At 69.4% G+C, this 16,211-nt stretch carries 13 protein-coding genes; 10 read left to right on the forward strand and 3 right to left on the reverse strand.

The features are described 5' to 3' along the window. The 7 genes from mmsA to BIU99_RS04530 all read left to right on the forward strand — a co-directional run. Nucleotides 1–996 (forward strand): CoA-acylating methylmalonate-semialdehyde dehydrogenase (gene mmsA, locus BIU99_RS04500; RefSeq protein WP_071259863.1); only part of this gene is annotated, 996 nt, incomplete at its 5' end. A gap of 98 nt (nt 997–1,094) precedes the next feature. Then, the gene (gene iolB / locus BIU99_RS04505) at nt 1,095–2,030 is read left to right on the forward strand and encodes a 5-deoxy-glucuronate isomerase (RefSeq protein WP_139205355.1); all 936 of its coding nucleotides are present in this window, start codon (nt 1,095–1,097) and stop codon (nt 2,028–2,030) included. Further along, nucleotides 2,030–3,952, forward strand: coding sequence for a 3D-(3,5/4)-trihydroxycyclohexane-1,2-dione acylhydrolase (decyclizing) (gene iolD / locus BIU99_RS04510; RefSeq protein ID WP_071259867.1), 1,923 nt, complete (start codon nt 2,030–2,032; stop codon nt 3,950–3,952). Before iolB ends, iolD begins: the two co-directional genes overlap by 1 nt. A gap of 39 nt (nt 3,953–3,991) precedes the next feature. Next, complete coding sequence (locus tag BIU99_RS04515; RefSeq protein ID WP_071259869.1) at nt 3,992–4,915, forward strand: sugar phosphate isomerase/epimerase; 924 nt, start codon at nt 3,992–3,994, stop codon at nt 4,913–4,915. Between the two features lie 42 nt (nt 4,916–4,957). Beyond that, nucleotides 4,958–6,022, forward strand: coding sequence for a Gfo/Idh/MocA family protein (locus BIU99_RS04520; RefSeq protein WP_071259871.1), 1,065 nt, complete (start codon nt 4,958–4,960; stop codon nt 6,020–6,022). Between the two features lie 61 nt (nt 6,023–6,083). Beyond that, nucleotides 6,084–6,995: a sugar phosphate isomerase/epimerase gene (locus BIU99_RS04525; RefSeq protein WP_071259873.1), complete on the forward strand. Its 912-nt coding sequence runs from the start codon at nt 6,084–6,086 to the stop codon at nt 6,993–6,995. Continuing rightward, a complete protein-coding gene (locus BIU99_RS04530; RefSeq protein ID WP_071259875.1) occupies nt 6,992–8,017 on the forward strand; it encodes a Gfo/Idh/MocA family oxidoreductase in 1,026 nt (341 codons plus the stop codon). Before BIU99_RS04525 ends, BIU99_RS04530 begins: the two co-directional genes overlap by 4 nt. Before the next feature lie 108 nt (nt 8,018–8,125). Here BIU99_RS04530 and BIU99_RS04535 read toward each other — a convergent pair whose 3' ends face one another. Next, on the reverse strand, nt 8,126–9,559 hold the full coding sequence (locus tag BIU99_RS04535) for a sugar porter family MFS transporter (RefSeq protein ID WP_071259877.1): 1,434 nt from the start codon (nt 9,557–9,559) through the stop codon (nt 8,126–8,128). A 165-nt stretch (nt 9,560–9,724) separates the two neighbouring features. Beyond that, nucleotides 9,725–10,558 (reverse strand): SDR family NAD(P)-dependent oxidoreductase, encoded by an 834-nt coding sequence (locus BIU99_RS04540; protein WP_071260326.1) that lies wholly within the window; start codon nt 10,556–10,558, stop codon nt 9,725–9,727. Nucleotides 10,559–10,636: 78 nt separating this feature from the next. On the opposite strand from BIU99_RS04540, the gene BIU99_RS04545 reads away from it, so the two are divergent. Continuing rightward, a complete protein-coding gene (locus tag BIU99_RS04545) occupies nt 10,637–11,248 on the forward strand; it encodes a TetR family transcriptional regulator (RefSeq protein ID WP_071259879.1) in 612 nt (203 codons plus the stop codon). Nucleotides 11,249–11,250: 2 nt separating this feature from the next. On the opposite strand, the gene BIU99_RS04550 is transcribed toward BIU99_RS04545, so the two are convergent. Beyond that, nucleotides 11,251–11,907 carry a TetR/AcrR family transcriptional regulator gene (locus BIU99_RS04550; RefSeq protein ID WP_071259881.1) on the reverse strand — a complete coding sequence of 219 codons (657 nt, stop codon included), beginning with the start codon at nt 11,905–11,907 and terminating at the stop codon, nt 11,251–11,253. A gap of 177 nt (nt 11,908–12,084) precedes the next feature. On the opposite strand from BIU99_RS04550, the gene BIU99_RS04555 reads away from it, so the two are divergent. Together BIU99_RS04555 and BIU99_RS04560 are read left to right on the forward strand one after the other, a co-directional pair. Next, nucleotides 12,085–13,446, forward strand: a complete 1,362-nt coding sequence (locus tag BIU99_RS04555) for an MFS transporter (RefSeq protein WP_071259883.1) — start codon at nt 12,085–12,087, stop codon at nt 13,444–13,446. Between the two features lie 58 nt (nt 13,447–13,504). Next, nucleotides 13,505–16,189 (forward strand): alpha-L-rhamnosidase, encoded by a 2,685-nt coding sequence (locus tag BIU99_RS04560; protein WP_071259886.1) that lies wholly within the window; start codon nt 13,505–13,507, stop codon nt 16,187–16,189. The last annotated feature ends 22 nt before the right edge of the window (nt 16,190–16,211 follow it).

The raw sequence follows: 16,211 nt of genomic DNA on the forward strand, positions 1-16,211 counted from the left end.
GCGGCCGGGAACACGGTCGTGTTGAAGCCGAGCGAGAAAGACCCGTCCGCGGCGATCTGGCTCGCGAAGCTCTGGAAGGAAGCCGGGCTCCCCGACGGCGTGTTCACGGTGCTGAACGGTGACAAGGAGGCCGTCGACGGGCTCCTCACCCACCCCGACGTCCGCGCGATCTCCTTCGTGGGTTCCACCCCGATCGCGAAGTACGTGTACGAGACCGGCACCGCACACGGTAAGCGCGTCCAGGCGCTCGGCGGGGCGAAGAACCACATGCTCGTGCTGCCCGACGCCGACCTCGACCTCGTCGCCGACTCCGCGATCAACGCCGGCTTCGGCTCCGCGGGCGAGCGGTGCATGGCGATCTCGGTCGTCGTCGCGGTCGAGCCCGTCGCGGACGAGCTCATCGCCAAGATCGCCGAACGCGCGGCGACCCTGCGGATCGGTGACGGCCGACGGAACTGCGACATGGGGCCACTGGTGACGAAGGTGCACCGCGACAAGGTCGCCTCCTACCTCGACATCGCCGAAACCGACGGCGCGACGATCGTCGTCGACGGCCGCAACACGCCCATCGACGGCGACCCGAACGGGTTCTGGCTCGGCCCGACCCTCATCGACAACGTCCCGACGACGTCGAAGGTGTACACCGAGGAGATCTTCGGACCCGTGCTCGCCGTCGTCCGCGTGCAGTCCTACGAAGAGGGCGTCGCGCTGATCAACGGCGGGGCGTTCGGGAACGGGACGGCGATCTTCACCAACGACGGCGGCGCCGCCCGGCGGTTCCAGAACGAGATCCAGGTCGGCATGATCGGCATCAACGTGCCCATCCCCGTGCCGGTCGCGACGTTCTCCTTCGGCGGGTGGAAGGACTCCCTGTTCGGCGACACCAAAGCCCACGGCGCCGAGGGCGTCCGGTTCTTCACCCAGCAGAAGGCCATCACCTCCCGCTGGCTCGACCCCTCCCACGGCGGCATCAACCTCGGCTTCCCCCAGAACTGAGGCTCCCGGCCCGACCGCCCTTCGACAAGCGGTTCCGGATGCTGTCGAAGGGCAGGGCCGAGCGGCAAGATCGAATCACACACGACGGAGTGAACATCATGCAGTGGATGTACGAGCAGGGCGACCTCTCCCGCGACGGCTGGGAGAGCGTCGTCGACGGGGCGACCGAGGGTTGGCAGCACACCGGTCTCCGCGTCGCCGAACTCTCGGGTGACGACGAGCTCGGGCTCCCGGCCGGGGCGGTGGAACGCCTCGTCGTCCCGCTCGCCGGCTCGTTCTCCGTGCAGTGGTCCGACGGCGAGGGGAACGCCGACACCGCGGTGCTCGGCGGTCGAGCGTCCGTCTTCGACGGCCCCACCGATGTCCTCTACCTCGGCGTCGGGACGGCCGGGACGCTGCGCGGTTCCGGCCGGGTCGCCGTCGCCGAGGCACCCGCGAGCACCGCGCTCCCGACCCGCCATGTGCGCGCCGACGAGGTGCCCGTCGAGTTGCGCGGTGCTGGGCGGTCCAGCCGACAGGTGCACAACTTCGGCACGCCGGACGCGCTCGACGCTGCGAAGCTCATCGTCTGCGAGGTCGTCACCCCCGCGGAGAACTGGTCGTCGTACCCCGCGCACAAGCACGACGAGTCGGTGCCCGGCGAGGAGTCGCGACTCGAGGAGATCTATTACTTCGAGTCCGCCGTGTCGAAGGGGCTGACGGCACCGGCGTCCGCCGACCCGTTCGGTATGTTCGCCACCTACTCCTCGCCCGCCGGGGAGATCGACATCACCGCGATCGTCCGCACCGGTGACATCGCGCTCGTCCCCTTCGGATACCACGGTCCTGCCGTCGCCGCGCCGGGGTACGACCTCTACTACCTGAACGTCATGGCCGGACCCGACCACGAACGGGTCTGGAACATCAGCGACGACCCCGCACACGCGTGGATCCGCCAGAGCTGGGAGGGCCAGGACATCGACCCGCGGCTGCCCTACGTCGGTCCCACAGCATCTCTGACGAACACCCGCACCGACGCAGAAGGACAGCAGTGATGGCGACGAACCCCAGGACGAAGCGGATGACGGTGAGCCAGGCGCTCGTCGAGTTCCTCGGTCACCAGTGGACCGTGGACGGCGACCACCGTGAGCGGACCATCCCCGGCATGTTCGGCATTTTCGGACACGGGAACGTCGCGGGTCTCGGGCAGGCGCTCAAGCAGGCGAACGCGCTCGAGCCCGACCTCATGCCGTACTTCCAGGCGCGGAACGAGCAGGCGATGGTGCACCAGTCCGTCGGCTACGCCCGCATGCACCGACGCCTCGGCACGTTCGCGAGTGCGGCCTCGGTCGGCCCGGGTGCCGCGAACATGCTCACCGGTGCGGCCCTCGCCACGACCAACCGGCTTCCGGCGCTGCTGCTGCCCAGTGACACCTTCTCGACGCGCGTCGCCGACCCGGTCCTCCAGCAACTCGAACTGCCGCACGACATCGGCATCACCGTCAACGACGCGTTCCGTCCGCTGTCCCGCTTCTTCGACCGGGTGCAGCGGCCCGAACAGTTGTTCTCGATCGCCCTCGCCGCCATGCGTGTCCTCACCGACCCGGCCGAGACCGGCGCGGTCACGATCGCCCTGCCGGAGGACGTGCAGGCGGAGACCGTCGAGGTGCCGATCGAGTTCCTCCAGGACCGCGAGTGGCACCTGCGCCGTCCATTGCCGGAACGTTCGGCACTGGCTCGCGCCGTCACGGCGATCCGCGGGGCGAAGCGTCCGATCATCGTCGCGGGCGGGGGAGTGATCTACTCGAACGCGGAGGAGGCGCTGCGGCTGCTCGTCGAGGCGACCGGCATCCCCGTCGGCACCTCGCAGGCCGGTGGCGGTTCACTCGTGTGGGACCACCCCCAGAACGCCGGCGCGATCGGCGCCACCGGGACCACGGCGGCCAACCGTCTCGCGGCGGAAGCCGATGTCGTGATCGGTGTGGGGACGCGCTACAGCGACTTCACCACGGCGAGCCGCACGGCGTTCCAGGCCGAGGGTGTGACCTTCGTCAACGTCAACGTCGCGAGCTTCGACGCGTACAAGCACGGCACGCAGATCGCCGTCGTCGCGGACGCGCGGGAGACGCTCGAAGCGTTGCAGACCGAGCTCGCGGGCTTCCGCGTCGACGCCGACCACGCAGAGACCGTCCGCCGCGAGAAGGCGGCATGGGACGCGGTCGTCGACGAGGCCTTCGTGCCGTCCGGACTCGCGCTCCCCGGCCAGGCCGAGATCATCGGTGTCGTGCAGTCGAGCACCGACCCTGAGGACGTGATCGTGCAGGCGGCCGGCTCGCTCCCCGGCGACCTCCACAAACTGTGGCGCGTGCGGGACGCCCTCGGCTACCACGTCGAGTACGCCTTCTCCTGCATGGGGTACGAGATCGCCGGCGGGCTCGGGGTGAAGCGCGGTGCCGAGGCGAGCGGATCCGACCGCGACGTGGTCGTGATGGTGGGCGACGGGTCGTACCTCATGCTGCACACGGAGCTCGTGACCGCGGTCGCCGAGGGCATCAAGCTCATCGTCGTCCTCATCCAGAACCACGGGTACGCCTCGATCGGACACCTCTCGGAGACGGTCGGATCCGAGCGCTTCGGCACCTGGTACCGCAGCCTCGACGCCGAGGCCCGCAACTTCCAGGGCGAGCAGATCCTGCCCGTCGACCTCGCGGCCAATGCGCGCAGCTACGGCGTCGACGTGATCGAGGTCCAGCCTGGCGCGTCGTCGATCGACGACCTCAGGGCGGCCATGGCAACGGCGAAGGCCTCCGACCGGACGACGCTCATCCACATCAACAGCGATCCGCTGCTGTACGCGCCTGACGGCGAAGGCTGGTGGGACGTTCCCGTCCCCGCGGTCTCGGAGTTGCCGAGCACGCAGCGTGCCTACGAGGAGTACGCCGAGATCAAAGCCACCCAGAAGCCGCTGCTCGGCTGAGCGCCGGACAGACACACGAACGAGTATCGAAGGAACCCGATGTCAGAACCCACCACCACTCCGTCGATCCGCATCGGCACCGCTCCCGACTCCTGGGGCGTCTGGTTCCCCGACGACCCGAAGCAGGTCCCGTGGGAGCGATTCCTGGATGAGGTCGTCGCCTCCGGATACGAGTGGATCGAACTCGGTCCGTACGGCTACCTCCCCACGGACCCGAACCGGCTCGCCGATGAACTCGGCTCCCGTGGTCTCAAGCTGTCGGCCGGAACGGTCTTCACTGGGTTTCACAAGGGCGACGACCAGTGGAAGCGGGCCTGGGACCAGGCGCTCGACATCGCCGGCCTCGTCTCGAAGCTCGGGGCCGAGCACCTCGTCGTGATCCCGGACCTGTGGCGGAGCGACGCGACGAGTGAGGTCCTCGAGGCGCGCACACTGGACGACGAGCAGTGGGCGAAGCTCGCCGCTGGTCACGATCGCCTCGGCAAGGCCCTCCTCGAGGAGTTCGGGATCAAGCAGCAGTTCCACTCGCACGCCGACAGCCACGTCGGGACGACCAGGGAGGTCGAGCGCTTCCTCGCCGAGACCGACGAGCGGTACACGAACCTCTGCCTCGACACCGGCCACTTCTCCTACTACGGCGGCGACAGCCTCAAGCTCATCGACGACCACCCGTCGCGGATCGGCTACCTGCATCTGAAGCAGGTCGATACAAGCCTGCTGTTCGACGTCCTGAAGAACGACGTGCCGTTCGCCGAGGCCGTCACCCAGGACATCATGGTCGAGCCGCCGTTCGGCGTACCGGAGCTCGGCCCGATCATCGAGCGCGTCGCGGCACTCGACCCGCAGATCTTCGGGATCGTCGAGCAGGACATGTACGGCTGCTCGATCGATCGCCCGTTCCCCATCGCCAAGCGCACACGCGAGCACATCTTCGGCGAGACCGCCGCTGCACGCGTCAGCTGAACCCACTTCGACCAGTCAGACTCCACGGAAGGCACCGACGCCATGAGCACCCCCACCCAGACCACCGACCGTCCCACCGGGACCGACGCCCGGACGGGCGACCTCCGGGTCGGCATCGTCGGAGCCGGCCTGATGGGAGCCGACCACGTCAGACGGATCACCGAGCGGGTGAGTGGTGCGGTCGTCGCGGCGATCATCGAACCCGACGCCGGACGTGCCGCAGCCGCGGCCGCCAATGCGCCCGGTGCCCAGGCGTTCAACCGGATCGAGGACGCGATCGCGGCCGGGGCCGTGGACGCGGTCCTCATCGCGACCCCCGGCCAGTTCCACGAGCCGGTACTCCTGCCGGCACTCGCCGCCGGACTCCCGATCCTCTGCGAGAAGCCGCTGACGCCAGACTCCACGTCGTCGTGGCGGGTGCTCGAGGCAGAACAGCAGCTCGACCGTCCGCACATCCAGGTCGGGTTCATGCGTCGCTTCGACGCCGAGTACCAGCAGCTGCGCGCCCTCGTCGAGTCGGGCGACGCCGGCGAGCTCCTCATGCTCCGCGGCGTCCACCGCAACGCGGTCGTCCCCGACACCTACACGCAGACGATGCTCATCACCGACTCGGTCGTGCACGAGTTCGACGTGCTGCCGTGGGTGGCCGGCTCGACCGTCGCGAGCGTCGAGGTGAAGTACCCGCGTCGCAACCGGCTGAGCCCTGACCACCTGCGCGAGCCGATCCTCGTCATCATCGAGCTCGCGAACGGAGTCCTCGTCGACGTCGAGATGAACGTGAGCGTCCAGTTCGGCTATCAGGTCGCGACCGAGGCGGTCTTCGCCGAGAGCATCGCGAGGATCGGTCAGCCCTCCGGTCTCCAGCAGTGGAAGGACGGCCGCTTCAGCGTCGCCGACCACACGAGCTTCGTGACGCGGTTCGCCGCGGCCTACGACGAGCAGGTCCAGCGCTGGGTGAACGCGGTCCGCGCGGGCACCCTCGTCGACGGGCCGAACGCCTGGGACGGCTACAAGGTGGCACTCGCGTGTGAGGCGGGAGTCGCGGCCCTCACCACCGACGGCCCGGTGCCGATCGCCGTTCCCGAGCGCCCCGCGTTCTACGCTTGATCCGCGTCCGGCCGGGGTCCCACGCGGCACCGGCCGGCCGCACTGACGAAGGAGTTCCCCGATGGTCCGCATCGCTCTCGACCCGACCCCGTACCACCACGACCACGGGCTGCTCGACTTCCCCGACATCGCCGCACGGCTCGGGTACGACCACCTGCAGCTGACGCCGCACGCCGACTTCGGGCCGTTCTTCCGCTACCCCAAGGCCGACGACGCCCTCGTCGCCGCCCTGCGCAAGCGCGTCGCGGACGCCGGGATCACCATCCCTGCGCTCCTGCCGGTGCAACGTGTCTCCTCGCCCGAGGAGCCGCAGCGGGAGGCTGCCGTCCGCAACTTCTCGCGCATCATCCACCTCGCCGTGGAACTCGGCGTCGACACCCTCAACACCGAGTTCAGCGGACGCCCGGAGCGCAGCGAGGACTCGGAGGCCGCCTTCTACCGCTCGATGGAGACCCTGTTGCCGCTTGCCGAGCGCGAGGGCGTCCGCATCAACTTCGATCCGCACCCCGACGACTTCGTCGAGGACGGGCTCGAGGCCTGGCGGATCATCCGGGGCTTGAACTCGTCATCCGTCGGCTTCGTCTACGTCGCCTCGCACACCTTCCACTACGGCGACCGCGCAGCCACGCTGCTGCCCGAGATCGGTGCGCGTCTCGGCGCGGTCTACGCGGCCGACACCTTCGACCACCACCGGTCGCACGGCCTCCGGTACATCAGCAACCCGCCGGGCAACGCGGCACGGGTGCACCAGCACCTCGCGATCGGCGACGGCGACGTCGACTGGACGGGACTCTTCGCGACGCTCGGACGCACGGGCTTCCTCGATCGCGAGGACGCGATCGTCGTCTCCAATGTCTTCGCCGAGGACGAGCGCGCCGACGAGGTCTCGCGGTTCCAGCTCGACCGCCTGCGTGCGCTCGTCGACGCCGGCCGTGCGGCCGCTTCGGGTGAGGGAGCGGGAGCCGGCGCGTGAGACTCGGCCTCGTCGGATACGGCTTCGGCGGGCGCACGTTCCACGCCCCGTTCGTCGCCGCACTCGGCGAGGGCGTCCTCGCCGGTGTGGTGACCCGTTCGCCGGCGAGACGCGCGGAGTTGGCATCGGATCATCCTGGCGTCCCCGCCTTCGACACCGTGGCCGAGTTGCTGGCATCCGGCGTCGACCTCGTCACGATCTCGACGCCGCCGTCGGGGCGCATCGTTCTCGCGAAACAGGTGATCGACGCGGCCGTACCCGTGATCGTCGACAAACCGATGGCCGTCAGCCTCACCGAGGCCCGCGAGCTCGTCTCCTACGCCGCCGAGCGGCGTGTGCCGCTCAGCGTGTTCCAGAACCGGCGGTGGGACTCGGAGTCCAGGACGCTGCGGGCGATCGTCCGTTCCGGAGCGGTCGGTGACCTCCGGACGGTCGAGAACGTGCTCGACCGCTGGGAGCCCGAGGCGACTGCCGACGGGTCAGGGGGCGGCCAGCTCCTCGACCTCGGGAGTCATGTCGTGGACCAGGTGCGCGAAGCCCTCGGACCGGCGGACCGGGTGTTCGCGACGATCGACCGTCGACCCGCTGACGCCTACGAGTACGCGTTCGATCTGGTCATCGAGCACCGGAACGGTGTCCGGTCGATCGTCGCGTCCGACGTCCTCCAACCGGACGGTCGTCCGCGCCTTCGGGTCACCGGAAGCTCCGGGACCATCACCCTGGACGGACTCGACATCCAGACCGAGCAGGTGCTCGCCGGTCTGCGACCGGGCGACCGGGGGTGGGGCGTCGAGCCGCGCGAGCGCTGGGGCAGGCTGACGACGGTCGGTGGTGAGCGTCGGCCGTACCCGCGGGCCGACGGCCGGTGGCAGGACTTCTACGCGGGTGTCCGCGACGCCGTCGACTCCGGGTCGGGCGGGTTCCCCGTCCCTGTCGAGGGTTCGCTGGCGACGTTCGCGATCCTCGAGGCGGCGCGGCAGAGCGACCGGCTCGGCGCGTGGGTCGACGTCTCGTCCGTCTGACGCCGCCGGCAGACGAAGCGCGCACGACGTCGACGGGTGGCGCCCGGCGCGACCGAACGGCCCGTCCTCTCGATGAGGGCGGGCCGTTCGGCGGATGACGGAAGCGGATCAGAAGGTCTTGTACTGCTCCTTGAAGTGGTCCTCGAGGGACTCCAGGCTTTTGCCCTTCGTCTCCGGGACGCTCGTCGCGACGAAGAGGATGGCGAGGAGACCGACCGCTGCAAAGAGCAGGAACGTTCCGAAACCGAGCGACTCGACGAGCGAGGGGAACGCCAGCGAGATGATCGCGTTCGTGGACCAGAGCACCAGGACGGTGATGCCGATCATGACGCCGCGCATCTTCAGTGGGAAGATCTCGGCGATCATGAGCCAGGCGAGGGGGCCGATGGTGCCCTGCATGATCCCGATGAAGAGCAGGATCGCGATGAGGAGCAGCCATGGGCGAACGGGGTTGTCCTCGGGGAGCCCCAGGCCGATGGCGCCGACGAGCAGGTGCATCGTCGTGGTCCCGATGAAGCCGAACAGCATCAGCGAGCGACGGTTGAAGCGGTTGATGATGGAGAGCGCCACGAGCATCGCCGTGACGGACATCACACCGTTCAGGACGTTGAAGCTCAGCGCGGCGTTCCGTGTGAAGCCGGCCGCCTCGAGCACCTGGGTGCCGTAGTACATCATCGAGTTGATGCCGGTGAGCTGCTGGTAGGCGGCGATGCCGATGCCGATGAAGAGGAGGCGTCGGATCCACGGGGTCCGCACGATGTCCATGAACGTGCCAGACTGCTCGTCCTTCTCGATCACGGAGAGCTGGCGGACCTCTTCCATCTCGGCGACGGCCCGCTCCTCGGAGCGCACCTGCCGGAGTACTTCGAGGGCCTCGTCGTCGCGACCGCGAGCGAGGAGCCAGCGCGGACTCTCGGGCATCCGGAGCATGCCGAAGAACAGGACGAACGCGGGGATCACGGCGATGGCGAGCATGTAGCGCCAGACGTGGTCGTTGGAGCCCCACACATTGCCGATGATGGCGTTGATGGCGAAGGCGAGGAACTGCCCGCCGACGATCATCAGTTCATTGCGGGAGACGAGGCTGCCGCGCTTCTCGAACGGCGCGACCTCGGCGAGGTAGACCGGCACCGTGACCGAGGCGCCGCCGACGGCGAGGCCGAGGATGAAGCGGAAGACGAGCAGGATCTCGTAGGTCGGGGCGATGACGCAGCCGCCGGCGCCGATGAAGAACAGGACGGCGATGATGAGGATGTTGCGCTTGCGACCGAGGCGGTCCGACAGACGCCCACCGAAGAAGGCGCCGACGGCGGCACCGATCAGCAGGGTGAAGGTGATGAGTCCTTCTTGGAAGGAGTCGAGGCCGAAGTACTCCATCATGAACGACAGAGCGCCGTTGAGGACGCCGGTGTCGTAGCCGAAGAGCAGCCCGCCGAAGGTCGCGATGACGGCGACGAGGCCGAGGCGTCGGTTGTAGGGGCCGTTGCCGAGTGGCGGCAGGGCCACCTTCACGGCATTGGTGATCGTTCCACCATGAGACACGTTGTTCGCTCCTTTGCGTGTTCCCGCCTCCGGCCCCGATGGGCCGGTTGTCGACGCTGAACCGGGTGAGAATGTGTCCTAATGTTAGGACATTCTGCCAACAAGCGCTAGTGAGTGCTCTGATCTGGTGAGATGGGTGGGCCCGTCGGCTCCAAGCCTGAGGAACTACAGGGTCTCTCCTGCGTCCGCCAGCAGGGTGCTGCCGGTCATGATCATGGACAGGTCGCTCGCGGCGAAGAGGACGACGCGCGCGATGTCGTCCGGGGTGCCGAAGCGTCCGATGAGGCTCTGGTTCATGACATCGAGTTTCGGGAGCTCGACGCCGGCTGCAGCGGCGGCCTCGGCGGCGGCGGCCGCGACGGCGAGATTCCCCTCCGTGGGTACGAAGCTCGGCGCGACACCGAGGACCCGGACGCCGAGCGGAGCGAGGTCGACCGCGAGCGACTTCGTGAGTCCGAGCGCCGCGTGCTTCGAACTCACGTAGGCGGACATGCCCGGGAAGGCGACCTGGACGCCGGCGGTCGAGACGATGTTCACGATGACGCCGCCGGACCCGTCCGCCGTCATGCGTCGTGCCGCTTCGCGCGCCCCGAGGAAGACGCCGCGGGCGTTGACGGCGAAGACCCGGTCCCAGGTCTCGTCGTCCATCTCGAGCACCGGGGCGTTGGGGAAGACGCCGGCGTTGTTCACCCAGACGTCGATCCCCCCGAGCTCGGTGACGGCGAGGTCTGCGGCGGCCGCGACGGTTGCGGCGTCGCTCACGTCGGCGCGGGTTCCGAGGGCCGTGACACCGAACCGCGCGTGGAGCTCGTCGGCCGCGGTGCGCGCGGCGTCCTCATGCAGGTCGACGATGAGGAGGTCGGCGCCGGCCTCCGCGAGTCGGACGGCGATGGCCTTGCCCAGTCCTTGCGCGCCTCCGGTGACGACGGCGCGTCGCCCGGCGAGGGAGAGGAGGTCTGCGAGCGGGGTCTCGGAGACATCGGGGAAGGGGTAGGGCATGACGACCTCCATGTCGTGGCAACGGTATTGGCAGAGTATGTCATAAAACGACCTGCGCGCGGGCGCTAGCGTGGGTGCATGACCGCCAAACGGGGCCCCGGCCGCCCGCCCGTCTCCGAACCTGACGAACTCCGGTCCCGAGCGCTCGACGTGCTCTACCGCCGCGGGTACGAGGGCACGACGATGGGCGTGCTGGCGGACGAGGTCGGGGTGAGTGTCCGCACCCTGCACCGGTACTTCCCGACGAAAGCCGACATCGTGTGGGGTGGCATCGAGGGGGCGATCGATGCGCTGGCTCACGGCTTCGCGACGGCCGGCGATTCACTGCCCATCGCCGACGCCATCACCGCCGTCGTGCTCGACGTGTTCGATCAGGACGCCGACGCCCTCGCCGTCGGCCGCGCCCGGATGCGCCTCATCGCGACGACCCCGGAGCTGCGTGAGACGAGGCCGGAGACCTATCGACGCTGGCGCGAACAGACGATCGAGTTCGTCGCGCGGCGTCTCGGCGCCTCGTCCTCCGACATCGTGCCGCGAGCCGTCGGGGCCGCGGTACAGGCGGCGATCGACGAGGCGCTGGCCTGGTGGGCGGCCGGCGATCGCGACGCCTCTCCCGCCCAGGCGGTCGCGGAGGCGCTCCGCGGCTTCGACGTCATCCGCACGAGCGGTGTGGACTCGCCGGCCCACTGACCTCACACCGTCGTGGTGGCGCCGTCCTCCGGGGACGCGATCAGGCGCATGAAGGCCTCGAGCAGCGGCAGGGTCTCGCGCTCCGGGTCCAGGAGCGCCTGGATGCGCAGACCGTCGATCATCGCCAGCGTCATCGTCACCTTGTCATCGGCGGTGAGCTGCTCCCCGTCGGCGGCCGTCGAGAGCCGCTTGTCGGTGAAGTGCTCGCGCATGCGGGCTCGGCGGGCCATGAAGAAGTCGTGCGCGGGGTGGTGGGGGTTCGTGGCCGCGATGGTGATCGCGAGCCAGTTGCGTTGCTGCTCGGGGTGGGCGAAGTCCTCCTCGAGCACCGCGCTCAGGACGCGGTCCGCCGGCAGTCTGGACTGCATGATGCGCTGGGCGAGCTCGAGGTCGTCGGCGTCCCGCTGCGCGAGGGCGGCCAGGAGGAGGTCGTCCTTCGTCGCGAAGTGGCGGAGGAGCGCGGCGTGCGTGACGCTCGCGCGGGAGGCGATGTCCCGCAGTGAGGCCCGCTCGTAGCCGTGCTCGGCGAAGCTCGCCGACGCCGCCCGGATCATCTCGGCGCGGCGGGCCGGTGTCGTCGCGTAGGGGCCGCGGGGGCCACGTCGACCGCGGGTCGGGTTCCCCTCCGGTGCGATGTTCGTCGCCGTGCTCGTCGTCATGCTCGGCCTTCCTCGCGTCGATCGGACAGGTGTTGCCCGGGACTTGCCAATTGTATCCGCGATGGTTACTGTTTCCAAACAGTAACCATGGTGGTTACAGTTTGCCGGAGTCGCACACCGCTGTCGCCCGGACGCAGACCAGCACCGTAGCCGGTCGACACACCCGATGAAGGAGTCATGGTGTCCCCGAACGAACCCGATCCCACCGCCCGCGCCGCAGCCGGTCTCGCCGCGGCCCAGCCCACCCCGGGCGCGCAGCCCGAACCCGACGGACTCGACGCCGCCCCGGCCACCGTGCAGGAACCGCAGACCCCGGTCAGCCGCTCCTACATCTTCTGGCTCATGCTCGCCAGCTTCGGCGCGTCCATGGCCATGATGGTGCCGCTGTCGTACGGTATCGCCGTCCGCATCTCCGAGCTCGCGCCGGGTCACGAGGAGGTGCTCGGCTACATCACCGGGACGGCCCAGCTCGTCTACCTCGTCATCAGCCCCATGGTCGGCATCTGGAGCGACCGCGTCCGCTCACGCCTCGGCCGCCGCACGCCGTTCATCTTCCTCGGCGTCGGGATCGGCCTCATCGGCCTCATCGTCATGGGACTCGCGCCCGACCTCCTCATCGTCGGTGCCGGCTGGGTGCTCGGCATGTCCGGCTGGTCCATCTGTGGCGCAGCGATCCAGACGCTGCAGGCGGACAAGCTCCCGGAGTCGCAGCGCGGCAAGGTGTCGGCACTGACCGGGCTCATGACGCAGATCGCGCCGGTCCTCGGCATCGGCGTCGCCTACGCGGTGTCGTCCAGCACCTTCCTCGTGTTCCTCGTCCCCGGCGTCATCGGCGCCGTCCTCCTCGCGATCTTCCCGCTCATCAAGCCGGAGGGGAGCTCCAAGCACCTCGCGAAGACGGACACCGTCACCGTCGGCTCCGTCGTCCGAAGCTACGGCTTCAACGTGCGCAAGTACCCGGACTTCGCCTGGAACTGGCTCGGTCGCTTCGTCTTCTTCATCGGCCTCTACTTCAACACCACGTTCGGCACCTTCTTCTACGCGCAGCGGCTCGACCTCCCGGTCCGCGAGGTCGCCGGGGTCGTCGCCACGATCGGGATGCTCGGTGTGGTCGCCGCGGCCGGTGGGGCGCTGCTCGGCGGCTTCCTCTCCGACAAGCTCAAGCGTCGGCGGCTGTTCGTGCTCATCGCCTCGCTCCTCTTCGTCGCCGGTGCCCTGGCCGAGGCGTTCGCGTGGTCGCTGCCGCAGCTGATCATCGGTGCGGTGCTCATGCAGACCGCGATCGCGGTGTTCGCGACGGTGGACCAGGCGATCATCTTCGCCATCCTGCCGAACCGCGAGGAGGCCGGCCGGTACATGGCGGTCGTCGCCTTCGCCCAGAAGATCCCGAGTGCCGTCGCGCCGCTGCTCGCCTCGGTCGTGATCACCCTCGGTGCGACCGGCGCGGAGAAGAACTACACGATCCTCTACCTCACGGGTGCGGTCCTCGCGCTCCTCGGCGGGATCATCGTCTCCACCAAGGTCAAAGCCGTCCGCTGACCCGGCGCGGCCGCGCCGTCGACACCCCGTCCAGCACCACTGAGCAGAGAGCCACCGCATGCACACGACACCCCACGATCTCACCGTCGACAGCGGCGGCGACCAATTCGTCGTCACCGGGGCGACGCCGCGGCTCTCTTGGAAGCCAGGAGCGGGTGCGATCGGTGCCTTCGAGCTCGAGGCGGTGATCGACGGGGTTCGGCAACCGGTCGTGCTCGCGGACTGGCACCGCTACCTCGACTGGCCGTGGTCGCCGCTGTCCAGTCGTCAGCGCGTCGAGTGGCGCGTGCGCTCCACCGAGGAGGCCGCCGAGTGGTCGGAGCCGGCGTCCTTCGAGGTCGGCTTGCTGGACGAGGACTGGGAGGCGGCCTGGATCTCGCCGGTCGAAGCAGAAGACCCCGGCTACGGGAACCGTCCCGCCCACCTCCTGTCCGTCGCGTTCCCGGTGGATCGGGAGGTCCGGTCCGCGCGGCTCTACGCGACCGCGCTCGGGGTCTACACCGCGGCGGTCAACGGGGTGCGTGCCGGCCGGGCTGAGCTCTCCCCGGGCTCGACCTCGTACGACCGCACCCTGTACGCCCAGGCCTTCGACGTCGCCGACGCTCTGGTGACCGGCACCAACCGTCTCGACGTCGACCTGTCCGACGGCTGGTACCGAGGTCAGGTGGGGGCGTTCCGCATCCCGTCGGGCTGGGGCTCCGTCCTGGGTCTCCGCGCCGAGCTGCACGTCGACTTCGCCGACGGGAGCGCCCTCGTCGTCCGTTCGGACGACCGCTGGGAGAGCCGGCCGTCCACCATCACCCGGGCCGACCTCATGGACGGCCAGACGGTCGACCTCACGGCCGCCGATGCGGAGGCCGCCGACATACCGGCCACCCGGGTGCTCGTCGATGCCGTCATCGACCCGCCGCCGATCGACTGGTCGCCGGCGCCGCCGGTGAAGGTGGTCGAGTCTCGCGCCCCGCGAACCGTCCGAGCGCTCCGCGAGGGCGTGTGGGTCGTCGACTTCGGCCAGAACGCCTCCGGGTGGATTCGCCTCGACGACCTCGGGCCCCGGGGTACCCGGACCGAGATCGACTACGGCGAGGTCATCGGCGCCGACGGCGACCTCTCGACCACCCACCTCGACTCCCACCGTCCGGGCGAACCGGCACGGGTCTTCCGGCAGCACGACGAGGTGGTCGCGGGGGAGACGCCGGCCGTCTTCGAACCGCGTCACACCGTCCACGGCTTCCAGTACGCACGGATCGTGCGACACGGTGCGCCGCTCGACCCGGCGACGGTCTCGATGCAGATTGTGCACACCGACCTCGCGCAAGCCGGTACGTTCTCGTGCAGCGATGTCGACCTGGAAGCGCTCCATCGACTCGCCGAGTGGAGCTTCCTCGGCAACGCCGTGGACGTCCCGACGGACTGTCCGACGCGGGAACGGCTCGCCTGGAGCGGCGACTACCAGGTGTTCGTCTCCACGGCCACGCGGCTCCGCGACGTCAGTGGGTTCAGCAGGAAGTGGCTGCGTTCCGTCCGTGACGACCAGCTCGACGACGGCCGCATCACGAACTTCTCTCCCGACGGCCGCCGCATCAAACAACGCCTCGACGACCAGTTCGCGATGATGACCGGTTCCGCGGGCTGGGGCGACGCGATCGTCGCGGTGCCCTGGGAGCTGTACCGCAGCTACGGCGACACCGAGGTGCTCGCGGAGAACTGGGACGCGATGGTCCGATGGGTCGAGTGGGCGATCGACAGCGCCCGGGAGACCCGCCACCACGCGCGGCAGCAGCGCTCGCCGGAGCCCGAGGCGTTCGAGGAGTTCCTCTGGGACGGCACGTTCCACTGGGGTGAGTGGACAGAGCCGCGCGAGCTCGACGCCGACGGCAAGGTGATCGACCCGATCGTCGACGATCCGATGGCCTGGTTCATGGCTGACAAGGGCGAGGTCGGAACGGCCTACCTCTTCCGTTCCACGTCCACGCTCGCGCAGATCGCGGCGATCCTCGGCCAGGACGATGCGGCGGACCGCTACGCGCTGGTCGCCGAGGAGGTCCGCTCGGCCTGGCAGGCCGCCTACCTCCGGCCAGACGGCACGACCGAGACCGACACGCAGGCCGCCTACGTCCGGGCACTGTCCTTCGGGCTGCTGCCGGAAGACCGTCGAGCCGCCGCGCTGGACCGCCTCGTGCAGCTCATCCGGCGAGCCGACACCCACCTCGGCACCGGGTTCCTCTCGACGGGGGACCTGCTCCCCGTGCTCGTCGAGGGTGGCCGTGCGGACGTGGCCTACGAGCTGCTCATGCAGCGCACGGAGCCGTCCTGGCTCACCATGGTCGACCGCGGTGCGACCACCATCTGGGAGGCCTGGGAGGGCATCGACGCGGACGGTGTCGCACACGAGTCGCTCAACCACTACAGCAAGGGGACCTTCGCGCGCTTCCTCCACGAGTACACGCTCGGACTCCGGCAGGCCGAGGATTCGATCGCCTGGGGTGCCATCATCATCGCACCCGTCCCCGGCGCCGAACTGTCCTGGGCCAAGGGCTCCCACGAGTCGCCGAACGGGACGATCACGCTCCACTGGCGGCAGGAGGGCGGTGAACTGCTCATCGACGCGGTGATCCCGGCTGCGACCACAGCCCGGATCAGCTTCCCCGACGGTACCGAGTTCCACGCCGGCCCCGGCCGCTTCAGCGCCCGCCGCCCGTTCCGCACTCCGGTGGCCGAAGCTTCGGTCGCCTCCATCTGACCATCGCACCACGAACGAGAGA

Source organism: Plantibacter sp. MMLR14_011, from assembly GCF_001865025.1.
In the GTDB taxonomy this organism is placed as follows: Bacteria; Actinomycetota; Actinomycetes; order Actinomycetales; family Microbacteriaceae; genus Plantibacter; species Plantibacter flavus_A.

What these genes read in the sequence shown, in the direction of transcription:
- iolB (WP_139205355.1), top strand. Translation starts at nt 1,095, where the DNA reads ATGCAGTGGATGTACGAGCAGGGCGACCTCTCCCGCGACGGCTGGGAG.
- iolD (WP_071259867.1), top strand. Translation starts at nt 2,030, where the DNA reads ATGGCGACGAACCCCAGGACGAAGCGGATGACGGTGAGCCAGGCGCTC.
- BIU99_RS04515 (WP_071259869.1), top strand. Translation starts at nt 3,992, where the DNA reads ATGTCAGAACCCACCACCACTCCGTCGATCCGCATCGGCACCGCTCCC.
- BIU99_RS04520 (WP_071259871.1), top strand. Translation starts at nt 4,958, where the DNA reads ATGAGCACCCCCACCCAGACCACCGACCGTCCCACCGGGACCGACGCC.
- BIU99_RS04525 (WP_071259873.1), top strand. Translation starts at nt 6,084, where the DNA reads ATGGTCCGCATCGCTCTCGACCCGACCCCGTACCACCACGACCACGGG.
- BIU99_RS04540 (WP_071260326.1), bottom strand. Translation starts at nt 10,558, where the DNA reads ATGCCCTACCCCTTCCCCGATGTCTCCGAGACCCCGCTCGCAGACCTC.
- BIU99_RS04545 (WP_071259879.1), top strand. Translation starts at nt 10,637, where the DNA reads ATGACCGCCAAACGGGGCCCCGGCCGCCCGCCCGTCTCCGAACCTGAC.
- BIU99_RS04550 (WP_071259881.1), bottom strand. Translation starts at nt 11,907, where the DNA reads ATGACGACGAGCACGGCGACGAACATCGCACCGGAGGGGAACCCGACC.
- BIU99_RS04555 (WP_071259883.1), top strand. Translation starts at nt 12,085, where the DNA reads ATGGTGTCCCCGAACGAACCCGATCCCACCGCCCGCGCCGCAGCCGGT.
- BIU99_RS04560 (WP_071259886.1), top strand. Translation starts at nt 13,505, where the DNA reads ATGCACACGACACCCCACGATCTCACCGTCGACAGCGGCGGCGACCAA.